Annotated in this window: 14 protein-coding genes and 1 pseudogene; 10 read left to right on the top strand and 5 right to left on the bottom strand. The window is 65.0% G+C overall.

The annotated features are described in order from the left end of the window. The first annotated feature begins 13 nt into the window (after nt 1-13). The 9 genes and pseudogenes from ACPXYO_RS09455 (at nt 14) to ACPXYO_RS09495 (ending at nt 5,567) form a co-directional block, all read left to right on the top strand. Nucleotides 14-766: a crotonase/enoyl-CoA hydratase family protein gene (locus tag ACPXYO_RS09455; RefSeq protein ID WP_423919443.1), complete on the top strand. Its 753-nt coding sequence runs from the start codon at nt 14-16 to the stop codon at nt 764-766. 35 nt (nt 767-801) lie between these two features. Beyond that, nucleotides 802-1,821 (top strand): zinc-binding dehydrogenase, encoded by a 1,020-nt coding sequence (locus ACPXYO_RS09460; protein ID WP_423919446.1) that lies wholly within the window; start codon nt 802-804, stop codon nt 1,819-1,821. Nucleotides 1,822-1,832: 11 nt separating this feature from the next. Then, complete coding sequence (locus ACPXYO_RS09465) at nt 1,833-1,976, top strand: hypothetical protein (RefSeq protein WP_423919448.1); 144 nt, start codon at nt 1,833-1,835, stop codon at nt 1,974-1,976. After that, nucleotides 1,973-2,140, top strand: coding sequence for an amidohydrolase family protein (locus ACPXYO_RS09470; RefSeq protein ID WP_423919451.1), 168 nt, complete (start codon nt 1,973-1,975; stop codon nt 2,138-2,140). The genes ACPXYO_RS09465 and ACPXYO_RS09470 overlap by 4 nt, the downstream gene beginning before the upstream one ends. 69 nt (nt 2,141-2,209) lie before the next feature. Next, nucleotides 2,210-2,413, top strand: a complete 204-nt coding sequence (locus ACPXYO_RS09475; RefSeq protein WP_423919453.1) for a type II toxin-antitoxin system HicA family toxin — start codon at nt 2,210-2,212, stop codon at nt 2,411-2,413. Nucleotides 2,414-2,424: 11 nt separating this feature from the next. Next, nucleotides 2,425-2,784 (top strand): type II toxin-antitoxin system HicB family antitoxin, encoded by a 360-nt coding sequence (locus ACPXYO_RS09480; protein WP_423919456.1) that lies wholly within the window; start codon nt 2,425-2,427, stop codon nt 2,782-2,784. A gap of 97 nt (nt 2,785-2,881) precedes the next feature. After that, on the top strand, nt 2,882-4,294 hold the full coding sequence (locus ACPXYO_RS09485) for a DHA2 family efflux MFS transporter permease subunit (RefSeq protein WP_423919459.1): 1,413 nt from the start codon (nt 2,882-2,884) through the stop codon (nt 4,292-4,294). A 635-nt stretch (nt 4,295-4,929) separates the two neighbouring features. Then, a pseudogene (locus ACPXYO_RS09490) lies at nt 4,930-5,181 on the top strand (PIN domain-containing protein); the annotation flags it as partial. A 77-nt stretch (nt 5,182-5,258) separates the two neighbouring features. After that, entirely contained in the window at nt 5,259-5,567 is a 309-nt protein-coding gene (locus tag ACPXYO_RS09495; RefSeq protein ID WP_423919462.1) for a hypothetical protein, read from the top strand. A 339-nt stretch (nt 5,568-5,906) separates the two neighbouring features. Here ACPXYO_RS09495 and ACPXYO_RS09500 read toward each other — a convergent pair whose 3' ends face one another. From ACPXYO_RS09500 to ACPXYO_RS09520, 5 genes are all read right to left on the bottom strand, one after another. Next, nucleotides 5,907-6,980, bottom strand: a complete 1,074-nt coding sequence (locus tag ACPXYO_RS09500; protein ID WP_423919465.1) for an alpha/beta hydrolase — start codon at nt 6,978-6,980, stop codon at nt 5,907-5,909. An 83-nt stretch (nt 6,981-7,063) separates the two neighbouring features. Then, nucleotides 7,064-8,680: a SulP family inorganic anion transporter gene (locus ACPXYO_RS09505; RefSeq protein WP_423919468.1), complete on the bottom strand. Its 1,617-nt coding sequence runs from the start codon at nt 8,678-8,680 to the stop codon at nt 7,064-7,066. 64 nt (nt 8,681-8,744) lie between these two features. Further along, nucleotides 8,745-10,985, bottom strand: a complete 2,241-nt coding sequence (locus tag ACPXYO_RS09510) for an acetyl/propionyl/methylcrotonyl-CoA carboxylase subunit alpha (protein WP_423919471.1) — start codon at nt 10,983-10,985, stop codon at nt 8,745-8,747. Nucleotides 10,986-11,067: 82 nt separating this feature from the next. Next, complete coding sequence (locus ACPXYO_RS09515) at nt 11,068-12,693, bottom strand: acyl-CoA carboxylase subunit beta (protein WP_423919473.1); 1,626 nt, start codon at nt 12,691-12,693, stop codon at nt 11,068-11,070. A 78-nt stretch (nt 12,694-12,771) separates the two neighbouring features. Then, nucleotides 12,772-13,989 carry a hypothetical protein gene (locus ACPXYO_RS09520; protein WP_423919476.1) on the bottom strand — a complete coding sequence of 406 codons (1,218 nt, stop codon included), beginning with the start codon at nt 13,987-13,989 and terminating at the stop codon, nt 12,772-12,774. Between the two features lie 23 nt (nt 13,990-14,012). Between ACPXYO_RS09520 and ACPXYO_RS09525 the strand changes: the two genes are divergently transcribed. Then, on the top strand, nt 14,013-14,672 hold the full coding sequence (locus ACPXYO_RS09525) for an O-methyltransferase (RefSeq protein WP_423919479.1): 660 nt from the start codon (nt 14,013-14,015) through the stop codon (nt 14,670-14,672). Nucleotides 14,673-14,678: the final 6 nt, after the last annotated feature.

Raw genomic sequence — 14,678 nt, forward strand, 5'->3', positions numbered from 1 at the left:
TAGCATTCGCACGATGAATGACGCAGGCACACCGGGCAATGGCACATCAGGCAATGGGGAATCAGGCAATGGCACGGTCTCAGCTGAACGACACGGCAGCGTGCTGCTGGTCCGGGTGGACGACGGCAAGGCGAACGCGTTCTCGGTGTCGATGCTGGCGGCGCTGGACGCGCAGATCGATGCAGCCGAGGCCGATGACGGCATCGGTGCGGTGGTCATCGCCGGCAACCAACGGGCCTTCTTTGCCGGGTTCGACCTCAACGTGATCCGCGGCGGCGACCGTGCTGCGATGACCGAGCTGGTGTCAGCGGGTGGCGCAATGGTGCGGCGGGCCTACGGCTCATCGGTACCCGTGGTGGCAGCATGCACTGGCCATGCCGTTGCAGCGGGAGCGTTGCTGCTGCTGGGCTGCGACCATCGCGTCGGCCCCGATGCGCCCGTGCGGATCGGGCTGAACGAAGTGGCGATAGCGCTGACGCTGCCGGACTGGGCCATGGCGATTTCCAAGGAACGCCTGCCCAAGCGTCACCTGCAGCGCTGCGTGGCGAACGCCCGCCTGCTGGACGGCGTGGGTGCGACGCAAGCTGGCTTCCTCGACGAGGCGGTGGCGCCGGATGCGGTCGTCGAGCGGGCGCTCGAGGTCGCTGCGGAGCTGGCCGACACGCTGGACCCCCGTGCCTACGCCGGCACAGTGCGGGCACTGCGCGGCGACGTGCTTGCCGAGATGGACGCATCCGTCGAACGAGACCGCGCCTCGGCGGCATGAGAGACCGATGAAGGTCGGCGAATAGGGGCACTGCGATGAAAGCAATCGTCTTCTCGGAGCACGGCGACATCGATGTGCTGTCGTATCGCGACATCGACACGCCCGAGTTGCAACCCGGCGAAGTGCGGATCGCGGTGCGGGCCTGCTCGCTGAACTACCACGACGTATTCACACGCCGGGGAATGCCAGGGATCAGGGTGCCGCTGCCGGGCATCCCGGGCTGTGACGCCGCAGGGCAGGTTGCCGAGCTCGGTCCAGGTGTCGAGGGATGGTCGGTGGGCGACCGGGTGCTCGCAGACCCGGTCCATTGGGACCGCGGGAGCGGCAAGTTCTCCATGATCGGCGACACCCTGTGGGGCGCCTATGCCGAGTACGTCACCGTGAGCGAAAGCCAGCTGATCTCGCTGCCCGACGACGTTTCTTACGAGGATGCTTCGTGCCTGCCGGTCGCGTACGGCACCGCCCACCGGATGATGATCACCCGCGGCGAGGTCGGCCCCGACGACTCCGTGCTGATCCTGGGCGCCAGCGGGGGAGTGGGCACCAGCGCGTTGCTGATCTCGGTGTTGCGCGGTGCGAAAGTGATCGCTGCAGCGGGCACCGACGAGAAGTGCCAGCGCCTCGCTGACCTGGGCGCCGACGAGACGATCAATTACTCCGAGGTCGACATTGCCCGCTATTGCCGAGAACAGACCGGCGGCCTGTTCGGCGGGGGCGGCTACGACGTGGTGGTCAATTTCACCGGCGGCGACACCTGGGCCCGTTCGCTGCGATGCGTGCGGCAGGGCGGGCGTGTCCTGACCTGCGGCGCTACCGCTGGCTACAACCCGCCGACTGACCTTCGCTTCATCTGGACCGCCGAGATGGACATCCGAGGTTCCAACGGGTGGAAGCGCGACGACCTTGATGAGCTGCTGCGGATGGTGCAGTCGCGCGAGCTGGTGCCCGTGATCGATTCCCTGGTGCCACTGCCCGACGGCGTCGAGGCTCACCGGGCCATGGAGGAGCGACGCTTCTTCGGCAAGATCGTCATCACCGCCGACGCCCCCGTCTAAACGTCGCTGCAATGACCCCCCACGGGACGGTGGTGGCTGCCGACGGGGATGAGAACGAGCCCTTCGGCGTCATCGACTTCCGATTCCGGCCCATCGGCGCTCGCAGCTGGACGCCGTCCACGACCTATCACTACCTGGATCGGATGACTACGTGACCGCGCTAGCCCGCCAGCTGCCCGACCAGATCCTGTTCGGGAGCGTCTACCCCAGCTGCGGTCCGCTCACCGACCTGCGCCGCATTGTGGCCAGCTGGGACCTGCCGCCCCACATCGAGCGCAAGTACCTGCGCGACAACGCCGCCCGAGTCCTCGGCTTATGAGGTTGGCGCCGAACCAATCCGATGACGTCGCGCAGCATCGTCGGCATGCGTGTCTAGTACAGTTGACAGGTGACCGGCGACGAGCTGCTGCGCAGGTTGCGCCGGTCAGGGTGTCAGGTGTTGCGACGGCGAGGATCACATGTACGACTGCGCTGCGGTGACTGTCTGGCGACCGTGCCGGTACACCCAGGTCGCGACATTCCCGTCGGGACGCTGCGCTCCATCGAGCGCCAGCTTGAATCGTGTCTCGGGAAAGGATGGCTGAAGCGATGACGGCGTATGCGGTGACATACCGTCGGGATGCCGATGATGACGCATGGCTCGTCGAGATCGAAGGCATGGCAGACGTGCACACGTTCGGTCGAACGCTTGACGAGGCGGCAACCAACGTTCGTGAAGCCATCGCCGTCACTGTGGACGACGACCCTTGGCAATTGGAACTCGACGAGCACTTCGATGTTGTCGACGTCGATATCGACGAGCTGGCGAGACTTCGTGACCAGGCTCAAGAGCGGCAAGAAATCTATTTGGCCCGACAGCGCGCCGCGGCCTTGCGACTCGCCGATGCGGGTATCTCACGACGCGACTCGGCCCGGATGCTCGGCGTGTCGCACCAGCGCGTCCAACAGTTAGTCGCCGGGTGAGCTCGATTCCCATCTGGCCAGGCAGATCGTCTTCGATCACGACAGGTGCGTCGAGTCAGCCGCTGTCCGAAGTTTCTCAGCCCTCGGCGGCCTGACCTTGGACAATCCCGGCGCCACGTCGAACGCAACTGCGTACCGAACTCTGTTCGTCACGTCGCTCGTTGGCTTCATGGTGGCGCTCGAGATCACCGTCATCGCGCTGGCCCGTGATGAGATCGCGCAGGCATTCCCGGACGCGTCGGCGGCCATGCTGTCGTGGGTCATCACCGCGTACAACATCGGTGTCGCGTCGGTGCTGCTGCCCGCAGGCTGGATGGCTGATCGATTCGGCCGCCGGAAGATGTTCTTGTGGGGACTGGCAATCTTCGCCGTCGGCTCGCTGCTGTCAGGGCTCGCGATTTCCTCTGAGCTGCTGATAGCGGCGCGTGTACTGCAGTCCTTGGGTGGAGCGCTGCAGTTTCCGTCTGGCCTGGCACTGCTGCTGACAGCGTTTCCGATCGAGCGACGACAGATGGCCATCGGCGTCTGGGGCGCCATGGGCGGGCTGGCGGCGGCGTTGGGTCCATCAGTGGGTGCGCTTCTCGTCGACGCCCTGGGTTGGCGGTCGGTGTTCCTCATCAACGTGCCGGTGGCACTGATGGCCCTGCTGCTCGGACCGACCTGGCTTGCTGAGAGCAGAGGCGAAGGTGTAGCGCGGCGGGTGGACCTCGTGGGTGTGCCGCTGGCCTCGATTGGCGTCGGAGCCTTCTTGCTGGCCATCGTTCAGGCATCGGACTGGGGTTGGACCAGCCCTGGGACGCTCGCTGCGTGGGCAGCGGGCGCCGTGCTGCTGTGCCTGTTTGTCCTGCGCGCGCATCGCCACCCAGCGCCGCTGTTCGACCTGGGCTTGTTCCGGCTCCGCAGCTATCTCGTCGGCAATCTCGGCACCGTCAACTTCGCGACGGCCTTCTTTGCGTGGCTGATCGTCCTTCCCGAGTTCCTTCAGCGCGCCTGGGGCTGGTCGGTGCTGAGATCGGGATTCGCCATCGCGCCCGGGCCGATGGTGGCCTCGATGCTTGCCCCGATGGCCGGTCGGTTCGCAGATCGGCTCGGGCCGCGTCCGCTTCTCGTCGTGGGCGGGCTGATGGGTGTGACATCGGCTGCGATGCACTTGGCGTGGACCGGCACCGAACCCAGCTACCTGATGGGCCTGCTCATTCCCGGTGTGGCCATGGGCCTGTGCGCCGCGTGCGGTTTCGCGCCGCTCGTCGGTGCGACGATGCGCGATGTGCCCCCACCCCGATATGCGATGGCTGGCGCGGGCCGCACCACCATCTTCCAACTCTCGGTGGCACTCGCTGTCGCCGCCGCGATCGGCATCGTCGGCCGACCCGCGTCGCCGGCCGAGTTCCTCGGCGGGATGCGCTGGGTATGGCTGATGTCGCTCGTCCTGTTTGCCGCCCAAACGCTGCTGTTCGCGACGGCGTACCCCCGGCACGATGGCGTCCCCGTCGCCCAAGCATGTCGTTAGATGCGGTAACTACTTTGAGTTGCGAAGGCAAACGTCCTACCGTGGCAAGATGTTTGGCGTGGCGGAGCGGTGGACCCACCAACCGCGAGGATCGACAACCGCCTCGATGGGGGGCGCACCACTGCTGCCACCGCCGATGCGACCACGTAGAAGTGGTCGCCCCGTCGCACGTATCGAACACCTCGGAGCGGGTCGATATCCCCGATGCGCACATGACCGATTTCCACTAGATCCATCGCAAACAATAGGATTGCTCTCATGAGCGAAACGACCGAAGAAGTGCCGGTCGCCAATCAAGACCCACAGCACCCAATTTCGGCAACGACGCGGACTCGGATGACAGAATTAATCGCGAGTCTTTGCAGCAGCGCTCAAAGAACAAATACGTCAGCTAACCAAGCCGAGAGCTACTCGGCAGCTTTGCGTACGATTCGGACGCAGCTCAGCGGTAGTGGCATGGTAAGTGATCTCTTGAGGTCGAGGAGAGAGGAAGCAGCCAGAGAAGATCTGCGATGAGTGTCGTCTTGGATGCATCGGCACTCTTGGCCTATCTTCAAGGCGAGGCGGGCGCAGATGTGGTTGAACAGGCGATGCTGCAAGAAACTGCACTGTGAGGTGCAGCAAACTGGTCCGAAGTATCTCAGCAGATTCTTGCCGAAGGTCATGATCTTGGGCAGATTGCTGATTTCTTAATGGAGCGTCGATTGATTGCCATCGTGCCCGTTAATCGTGACGATGCGGAGTGGGCGGCTCGGCGATACGTTCGCGCTGAAGGACTCTCGCTAGCGGATCGTCTCTGTATGGCGCTTGCTCGTCGCCTGCAATTGGTACTGTTGACTGCTGACAGGGCTTGGGGATCGGATACGTTTATTCGACAAATCAGATGATGTGGATGGTGGATTGCGATTGATCTAATCCGTATGGAACTGATGCACTCAAAGCTATTTCTTACTGGGGAACTATAATGGCTGGCCGAGACGATCCGGGAGAAGCTATCTGGTTCAATGCGCAGGCAATTGCTGATGATCGAGCAATGAGCACCGAACTAGCTTCAGAGTTCTGGAACGATCATGCGGATGAATATGTCTCATTTGGCCAGCGGCGGGCGAAGTGTGATCAGATTTCTGCATACTGGCGTGAACTCTCGGATGCTTGGAAGGCGCTTGCTGACGCCGATCACGTAAGCCTACGACCTGATGTGTACCTGGCGGCAGACGAGGATGTAAGCCAGACAATTACACTGGGGAATCCGAATCAGGGATTGGGATTGTGATCAGCACTGCAAGTAATTGCGGCAGTCCATCGCCAGGATGCAGTAGAGCGATCGATGGACGAAACAATTGCTGCAATTGATTTGGCCTTGGGGCTCAGCAGCGACTGAGCTGCTCCAGCGATGTCACTGTCATGTGACCAGCGTTCCGGTCAAGACTGCTGAAGTGTCGTCACGAAGTCTTGGGCGTCGTAGGTTGCCGAAGCTTGACCAATTCCTGATTTGACTCAACGCGGCAGGACACCCTTCGCTGGGTCATCGTACGAGTGCCCTTTACACCGCTGGCTTGAGATGTAATCGCTCAGGCGTTCCTGGCGGCGACGACGGTTCGAGGCGGTTTGGCTACACCGAATAGGCGAAGTTACGCAGCGCAGCGGCGGTGGAGGCGTACACGTCGGGCAGGACGCCGCGGAAGATGACGTCGCCCGCGTGGCAGGTGCCGTTCAGCGTCCGAGCGACCGCTGCATTGCCTGCAGCGGTCAGCTTGCGGTAGTACGTCAGGCCCTCATCGCGCAGCGGATCGAGCTCGTTCACCGAGATGACGTGTGGAGGCAGGCCCTCCAGTTCTTCGACGCTGACGTGCATCGGCCATGCCAGCGGATTGGTCGCATTCTCACCGGACGGGTCGTACACCTTCGCGAGTGCGCCCAGGTTCTCGCAGCCCAGGAAGTACAGGTCATTCTCGTGCAGCGATGGCAGGTCGGCGGGTGGGTTCGCGTACATGCCCGAGATGTACGGGCACTGAGCGAACACGCCGTCGATGATGCCGGGGTAGCCGTCGCGCTTGGCCTTGAGCGTGGTCGCCAGCGTCAGGTTGCCGCCGCCAGACTCGCCCGAGACGGTGATCGTGGAAATGCCCAAGTCGGCCTTGTTGGCAGCGACCCACTGCAGCGCAGTGTCACAGTCGTTGAGCCCCGCCGGGAACGGGTGGTTGCCGAGCGCTCCGCCGCCGTTGCGGTACTCCACGCCCACCGCCACGAGGCCGAGAGCGGCCAGCTCGTCCCGCCAACGACAGAACGAGGCGTCGGCTGCTGTGAGGATCACCATGCCGCCGCCGTGAATGTGGAAGACGGCCGGCAGCGGTTCGTCGACGCCGGCGGGACGGTGGATGTACAGGCCGATCTCGTTGCCGTCGGGCCCAGTGATCGTGATGTCGTTCCGCTCGACACCCTCAATCGGCGGCAGGCCCGCATAGAGCACGTCGAACATCATCTGGAAGCCCGGCTCGGCCTCGTTGCAGTAGGCGTAGAGACCCTCGATGGGCGTGTCAGCGTTGACCGGCGTGGGCTCGCCGTGGCCGTCGAGGCCGAACTCGGCCATCACGGCGACCATCCGGCGATCGGCTCGCGGATCAGTCCCCAGCGTCATGTCCGGGTCGCCGAGCCGTCCAGGTCGGTGTACTTGCGCTGCGTCCATGAGTGGTCCCCTGTCCACCAGGCGGCACGGCGCCCCCAGATCGCGCTGACAGTAGTCCCAGGGCCTGTTGCCACGCGTCGCGTCTAGTCGAGCAGGTACCGGGCCGCTTCGCGGGCTTCATCAAGGGTTGCCACGATGTGCTCGTCACCGACTTGGCGCAGAACCTCCAGTGAGGCCAGGGTCGCCGTGGGGGCGCCGTCAAGGGCCATGACGATGCAGGTCGCGTCGCCGGCGGCAGCGGTGTCGATGAGCTGCTCGATCACCAGGGCGGCGCTGTCGTCGATGTAGTCGGTCTCGGAGAAGTCCAAGATGACGACTTCGTGGCCGACGATGTCGTCGCCGATGGTGCGGATGAGCTTGCTCGACGACGCGACCGTGAAGCTGCCACGCAGTTTCACGATGCCGACGCGTGCGGAGTAGGGGCTGATGGCGTGGGTATCGGGTGTCTGGTCGTGGAGGAAGATCTGGTCGAGCAGCGGCACCGACACGACGCTGTCGAGCTGGAGGCGCTCGAATTGGCGGGCACCGATCATGCCGGCCACGATCAGCCCGACCGCGACGGCTGTCACCAGGTCGACCAGCATGGTGACGCTGAACGTCGCCAGCATGATGACGAGGTGCTCGCGCTGGACGCGGTGAAGGCGCGCAAGGAAGCGCCAGTCGATGAGCTGCCAGCCGAGCACTGCGAGCATGCCCGCGAGTGCCGCATGGGGGATGAACTCGAGGTAGCGCGCCAGCCCCAGCACGAGCACCAAGAGCGTGAGCGCCCGGATCACCGGCGACAGCGGTGTTCGGGCGCCGAGCCGGTACGCCACCATCGTCGGGACGAAGGTCATGTGCCCCGGAAGACCGCCGATGAGGCCTGCTGCCACGTTGCCGGCTCCCACGCTGAGGAGCCCTCGGTCCGGGTCTTGCTGTGTCCGGGTTTGCGCGTCGACTGCGAGCGACGACAGCAGCCCGCGCACCGTGCTGAGCAACGCGACGGTCAGCGCCGGCACGACGGCACTCGCCAAAAAGCCCAGCGACACGACCGGTCGCTGGATCTCGGGCAGGGCGGACGGGATGCCGTCGATCGTCGGCACATCGACGAGCCAGACGACGCTGAGCAGAGTGCCGAATAGCAGCCCCGCAAGCATTGACGGCAGCAGCTTGCGCAGCTTTCGAGGCCACAGCAGTGAGACGACCAGCGTGAGAAGGCCGATCGCGAGCGCGCTGGCGTTCGCTGAGCCGATCGCATCGGGCCAGGCTCGGATCGCGTCGACGGGTTTGGTGATCTTGATCGGATCGCCGAGAAAGGACCCAACCATCGAGACGACGATCATCAGCCCGATACCCGATGTGAAACCGGCAATCACGGAGTAGGGCGTGTAGGAGATGTAGCTGCCGATGCGCAGGGCGCCGAGCACGATCTGGATGACACCGGCCAGCATCGCGATGGTGAACGCCTCAGCCATCGTGTCGGCATGCGTGGCGATGACGGTCGCCATGGCGACTGCCATAACGCTGCTGGTGGCTGCCATCTGAGGTCGTGCCCGCTGGAAGATGCCGACGAAGAGACCGACCGCTATGCCGCCGTAGATGCCGCTTGCCGGCCCCAGACCGGAGACGACGCCGAACGTCGCCGCTGGCGCGATCGAGATTGCGGCCGTCGTGAGGCCGCCCGCCAAGTCACCCCGGAATGTCTGCAGGTCGTAGCGCATATCGGAGTTGCCCGACCCCCCTCGAACGCCGACCAGATCGACGCTATTCGACGGGGTGTCTCGGCTATTCGTTTGCCGTGATGACGACGAGCAGTTCGCCGTTGTCGACCTGATCGCCGACAGCAGCGCGTACCTCGCTCACTTCGCCGTCTGCCGGTGCGGTGATCTGGTGCTCCATCTTCATGGCCTCCATCACCACCAGCACCTGGCCCGCGCTCACCCGGTCTCCTTCGGAGACATTGACCATCAGCACCTTGCCGGGCATCGGCGCGACCAGCCCGCCCTCGACAGCCTCGGCGTCCGGGTCGGGGAATCGAGAGCGCTCCCTTAATGTCGCGGAACCGGTGAGCGGCCCAGTGACGTACCAGTCGTGACCGCGACGGCTGATCTGCCAGGTGCCTCGCATCCCGCCGGTCTCGACGTCGAGTTCGGCATCGAATTGCTCGGCGGGGGGTGCGTCGGTCACCTCGCCAGCCAAGTCGTCCACGATCGGGTGGATCTGGATCGAGTGGGGCCGCACGACGAACTCGCTGGAGTCCGGCAGGCCCCCCTCGCCGTCGCCGTCGCCGTCGCCCCCGTCGCCGTCGCCCCCGTCGGTCTCGCCGTCGCCCGCGCCGCCGTCGCTGCGTTGGGGTTCGCCATCTTCTGGCGGCGCATACGGCGCGTCGTTCCGCAGCGGCGCCACGCGCAGCCGATAGCTGCCGTCTCGCTGCCGCCGGTAGGCAACGCTCACATCGACATCGCCTGCCACGGGATCGAGTGCCGTGAGCGGCAGCACCTCGTCGGGCATGACGCTGTTGCGGTACCCCGATGTCATAAAGCCCAGCGCAGTCGCCAGCTCACGATTCCGGGCCTGCGACACCAGCGCCACAGCCGATGCCGCTGCATGCAAGAACAGGCCGCGGTAGGGCGGCGAGTCGGTGGCAAGTCCTGTTCGGTCGATGAAATCGGTAGTGGTGTCGCCGGCGAGAAACTCGTCGCTGCGCAGCACCGCCGAGAGGAAATCGCGATTGGTGACAACGCCGCCCAACCGGGTGCGGTCGAGCGCTGATGCCAGTCCCAGCGCAGCCTCGGTACGCGTCGGCGCCGCCATGACCACCTTGGCGAGCATCGGATCGAACTCTGTCCCGACCACCGAACCCATCTCGATGCCTGAATCGAAGCGCGCTTGCGGCTCGCGTGCCGGTGCCCACAGCTCGACAGTGCCGGTTGCGGGCAGGAATCCGTTGGCGGGATCCTCCGCGTACAGGCGGGCCTCGACGGCGTGGCCGTTGATCGCCAGGTCAGCCTGCGCGTAGCCCAGAGGCTCCCCGGCAGCGATTCGGATCTGCTCACGCACCAGGTCGAGACCGGTGATCTCTTCGGTGACCGGATGCTCGACTTGCAGACGGGTGTTGACCTCGAGGAACCAGAACTCGGCGTCGTCGCCGCTGCCTTCCAGCAGAAACTCCACGGTCCCAGCCGAGTGGTAGCCAATCGTGCTGACGGCAGCGACCGCAGCAGCACCCATGCGCTCACGCAGCGCCGGTGTCACCGCCGGCGACGGTGCCTCCTCGATGACTTTCTGATGCCGCCGCTGGATCGAGCATTCCCGCTCGAAGCAGTGCACGACGCTCCCGTGCGTGTCACCCAGCACTTGGATCTCGACGTGGCGAGGCGCTGGCAGGTAGCGCTCAAGAAAGACAGTGTCGTCGCCGAAGGCTCCGGCTGCTTCCCGGCGTGCCGCCGCCACAGCATCCGCGAGCGAACTCGCCGAGTCCACGATGCGCATGCCCTTGCCGCCGCCGCCAGCCGAAGCCTTGACCAGCAGGGGATAGCCGACGTCAGTCGCCGCAGCAGCCAGGTCATCGGGGGACATGGTGTCGGTCACCGGGACCGACGGCAGCGTCGGGACGCCCGCGGCCACCATTGTCTCCTTGGCAGCCAGCTTGTCGCCCATCGCTGCAATGGCCTCAGGTGGCGGCCCCACCCAGATCAGCCCCGCGTCGATCACAGCCGTGGCGAAGTTGGCGTTCTCCGACAAGAAGCCGTAGCCGGGATGCACGGCATCGGCGCCGCTGCGCACAGCGGCAGCGATCACCTTGTCGATCGACAGGTACGACTCTGTCGCTGTCCGCCCGCCGAGCGGCACCGACAGGTCCGCGTCGGTGACGAACGGCGCTTCGGCGTCGCCGTCGGAATACACGGCAACCGTCGAGATGCCCATGTCGCTCGCGGTGCGGAAGACGCGGCGAGCGATCTCGCCGCGGTTGGCAACGAGCAGCCGCCGCAGCGGGCGTTGCTGTGTTCGAGTGTTCTCGCTCATTGCGTGCCCCCGCTGCATCCGGAAGACCCGTGTCGTGGCGGCGTCTTCCTGAGGTGTCGTTGCTCGCTCATCGCAGCCGCCCCTACATCCGGAAGACGCCGAAGCCGTCGGCGCCCTTCACTTCGTTGTTGTGGCACGCCGACAGCGACATCGCCACGACATCGCGGGTGTCGCGCGGGTCGATGACGCCGTCGTCGGTGACTCGCCCGCTGGCGTAGGCGGAGAGGGATTTCAGCTCGTGGAAGTGCTCGACCTGCTCGGTGATCTTGCGGTCGGCTTCCTCATCGAACTCGATTCCGCGCCGCATGGCTTGGCCGCGCCGCACGATCGACATGACGCCGGCGATCTGCTTCGGTCCCATGATGGCGATCTTGGCGGTCGGCCACAGGTACGTGAAGCGGGTGTTGAACGCCCGACCCGACATGCCGTAGTTCCCTGCCCCGTAGCTGTTGCCGAGGATCACGGTGATGTGCGGCACCATCGAGTTGGACACGGCGTTGATCATCTTCGAGCCGTTCTTGACGATGCCGCCCTGCTCGAAGTCCTTGCCCACCATGTAGCCGGTGATGTTCTGCAGGAACAGCAGCGGGATGTCCTGCTGGTTGCATAGCTGGATGAACTGGGTGGCCTTCTCGGAGCTGTCGCTGAAGAGCGGTCCGTTGTTGCCGATGATGCCGACGGGGAAGCCGTGTACGGAGGCCCAACCGCAGATGAGCGTGGTGCCGTACCGCGACTTGAACTCCTCGAAGCGGGAGCCGTCCGTGATGCGGGCGATGATCTCGCGGCAATCGATCATGGCTTGGAGGTCCCGCGGCATCAGCCCGAGCAGCTCTTCGGGATCGTGGACCGGCGGGTCGGCTGGCATGGTCGGGCCGGGACCCAGCTTGCGCCAGTTGAGGTGCGAGACCACTTCCCGGCAGATACGCAAGGCGTCCGCTTCGTCCTCGGCGAGGTAGTCGGCCAAGCCCGAGATCTCGGCGTGCATCTGCGCCCCTCCCAGCGTCTCGTCGTCGGAGTCCTCGCCGGTCGCCATCTTCACCAGCGGCGGCCCGCCCAGAAAGACCTTGGACTGGTTGCGGATGAAGATGTTGTAGTCGCTCATCCCCGGCTGGTAGGCGCCGCCGGCCGTCGAGCTGCCGAACACCACTGAGATCGAGGGAATCTTCAGCTTCGACAGCTCGGTCACGTCGTAGAACAGCCGGCCGGATTCCGCGAAGTGACTCTCTTGCTCGCGCATCTGCCGTTCGGGGTCGTCGTTGCCCCGCAGGTCGCCGCCGGCCGATTCGACAAACTGGATGTACGGCATCCGGTTGTCGCGGGAGATCTCGATGGCTCGCATGATCTTGCGGCCGGCGAACACCGTGATTGCGCCGCCCAGAACCGTCGGATCGTTGCCCTCGATCATGCACTCGACGCCGTTCACGACACCGATGCCCATCACCAGCCCGCCGCCCACGGCGTAGTTGGAGCAGTAGCCGGCCAGCGAGCTGATCTCGTAGAAGGGCGAGTCGCGGTCGACCAGCATCGAGATGCGCTCGCGGACCGGCATCTTGTCCCGGCTACGCATGCGCGCCATTGCCCGCGGCCCACCACCTTCCGCTGCCTGTTGCTGCAGCTCGTCAAGCTCGACGAGCTGTTCGCGCATGTCGTCGCAGTTCTTGGCGAACCACTCAGCAGACGTGTCGATGTGTGATTGCAGTACCGGCATGTGACTCCTGCGCAGTAGGCAAGCGGCGCGAACGCAGACGCGAACCCTCGCAGTCTGCTTGAAGCGAGTCGCTAGTGCCTACCAGCCGGTGTACGGCGAAGGCCCGGTGGCAATGTGCCATATCGGCGGGCACGTGGAGTGGGGCAGAGTGAGGAAGTCATCGCCGACATCGTCGATGCGCCCCTCGGCGCTGCCGCCGAACTCAATCTCGTCTCCGTCACGCATCAACTGCTTACCGTTCACAACGGCGGGGATTGAGGCATCGAAGCTGAGCCGCTCGGAGTGGGGGAACACGAGCGTCCGCTGTGTCGGCCCATCGCCGTACTCGGCCCAGATGCACTCATCGCCGATGCGCAGAGTGCCGCGATTCAAGTTGTCGGTCGACATCTGCACGAATGCGACAACGAAACGGTCCACCGCCGGCGGCGAAATCTCGTCGGGATCGAGCAGCCACTCGATCTCGTAGGTGATGCCTGACCGTCTGGGCAAGGCCGCTTCGACGGCCTCACGGTCAATGGGCACTCCGCCGACGAACGCCTGGCCAATGCGGGCCTCAACCGTCCGGGTCACGACGTAGCCCCCGTAGTCGACATTGCGTATGCCGAACTCTTGCAGGGTCTCCCAGATCTCTTTGGCAGCGCGCTGGATCTCTGCAGCAGTGACGGTGGACGATTGCTCGAATCGGAACGGAAGACCACTGGCGCGTGCCTCGGCCATCACTTCGGGTGGCACAGCACCGTTCCAGCGCACGGTCAGGTTGAAGGCCACGTCGAGTTCGTGGTGGTACTCCGTGCGCCAGCGTGAGGTGAAGGCGCCGGCTCGGTCTTCCTGGCCCATCTGGATCAGTGCCTGCCATGGCGGAATGCCGAAATCCGCAGCCATGTAGCAGGCCATCAGCACCGTCCCTTCGGGGGCGGTGAGCGCTTGAGAGTCTTGTTGGTCTTCTTGGTGTTCTCGTTCACCGCTGTCGGGCGGCGGCTCAGGATCGCATGCTTCGTGCGTCAAGGGCGCATCGGGGTCGTACAGCCGCCACGGCAAGTCGGGGTCAGAGCCGAGTACTCGCTGGGCCAATTCCCGCAGCGGCATCGATGCGGCACTCTCGATCGGAGTTCCTTCGAGAATGATGATGTTCGACTCATCCGAGCGATCGTCTGCAGATGCGACGTCTACTTCAGACGTCGAGCCGGTGGCGTCAGGGCCCGGGCCGCCGGCGACGATCTCGGTCTGAACGCTTGAGCAGGCAACCCCGAGCGCGACCATTGCAGTGAGGCCAGCGATTGCATGGCAGCGCTTCATTGATGCACCGTAACCTCGTCGCCGTGTCTCGCCAGAGCGCCTTCATCGAAGATCGAGTCGCGTCATACGCCGCAGCGCACTCGCTGCAGCCGACGGCGATCCAGCGGGAGCTGATTGCCGAGACGGCAACGCTCGGGCGAGTTGCGGGCATGCAGATCAGCCCGCTGCAGGGGGCGTTCATGAGCGTGCTGACGACGGCGTTGCGCCCCCGGCTCGCGGTCGAGGTGGGTACGTTCACCGGCTACTCAGCACTCTGCGTTGCGAGTTCGCTTGAACCGGGTGCCGAGCTCATCTGCTGCGATGTCTCCGAGGAGTGGACCTCAGTTGCCCGCCGTTACTGGGAGCGCGCGGGCGTGGCTGATCGCATCGACCTGCGCATCGGGCCGGCGCTGGACACACTGCGTGCCCTGCCGACCGGACCCCAGATCGACTTGGCGTTCATCGACGCCGACAAGTCCAGCTACATCGACTACTACGAGGAGATCTTCGGCCGGCTCTCGCCGGGCGGCGTGATTCTCGTGGACAACGTGCTGTGGGGCGGCACGGTCGCCGATCCCGCCCGAGTAGACGACGGCACCGCAGCCATGCGGGCATTCAACGACCACGTCGCGGCCGACGACCGGGCGCGCAGCGTGATGCTCCCCATCGGCGACGGCCTGACGATGATCACGCGCCGCCAATAACATCCC

The sequence above is a fragment of the Candidatus Poriferisodalis sp. genome, from assembly GCF_965237655.1.
Lineage (GTDB): Bacteria > Actinomycetota > Acidimicrobiia > Acidimicrobiales > Poriferisodalaceae > Poriferisodalis.

Excerpts from the sequence above, each read along its gene's own strand:
- ACPXYO_RS09455 (WP_423919443.1), top strand. The coding sequence starts at position 14 with ATGAATGACGCAGGCACACCGGGCAATGGCACATCAGGCAATGGGGAA.
- ACPXYO_RS09460 (WP_423919446.1), top strand. The coding sequence starts at position 802 with ATGAAAGCAATCGTCTTCTCGGAGCACGGCGACATCGATGTGCTGTCG.
- ACPXYO_RS09465 (WP_423919448.1), top strand. The coding sequence starts at position 1,833 with ATGACCCCCCACGGGACGGTGGTGGCTGCCGACGGGGATGAGAACGAG.
- ACPXYO_RS09495 (WP_423919462.1), top strand. The coding sequence starts at position 5,259 with ATGGCTGGCCGAGACGATCCGGGAGAAGCTATCTGGTTCAATGCGCAG.
- ACPXYO_RS09500 (WP_423919465.1), bottom strand. The coding sequence starts at position 6,980 with ATGGACGCAGCGCAAGTACACCGACCTGGACGGCTCGGCGACCCGGAC.
- ACPXYO_RS09505 (WP_423919468.1), bottom strand. The coding sequence starts at position 8,680 with ATGCGCTACGACCTGCAGACATTCCGGGGTGACTTGGCGGGCGGCCTC.
- ACPXYO_RS09510 (WP_423919471.1), bottom strand. The coding sequence starts at position 10,985 with ATGAGCGAGAACACTCGAACACAGCAACGCCCGCTGCGGCGGCTGCTC.
- ACPXYO_RS09515 (WP_423919473.1), bottom strand. The coding sequence starts at position 12,693 with ATGCCGGTACTGCAATCACACATCGACACGTCTGCTGAGTGGTTCGCC.
- ACPXYO_RS09520 (WP_423919476.1), bottom strand. The coding sequence starts at position 13,989 with ATGAAGCGCTGCCATGCAATCGCTGGCCTCACTGCAATGGTCGCGCTC.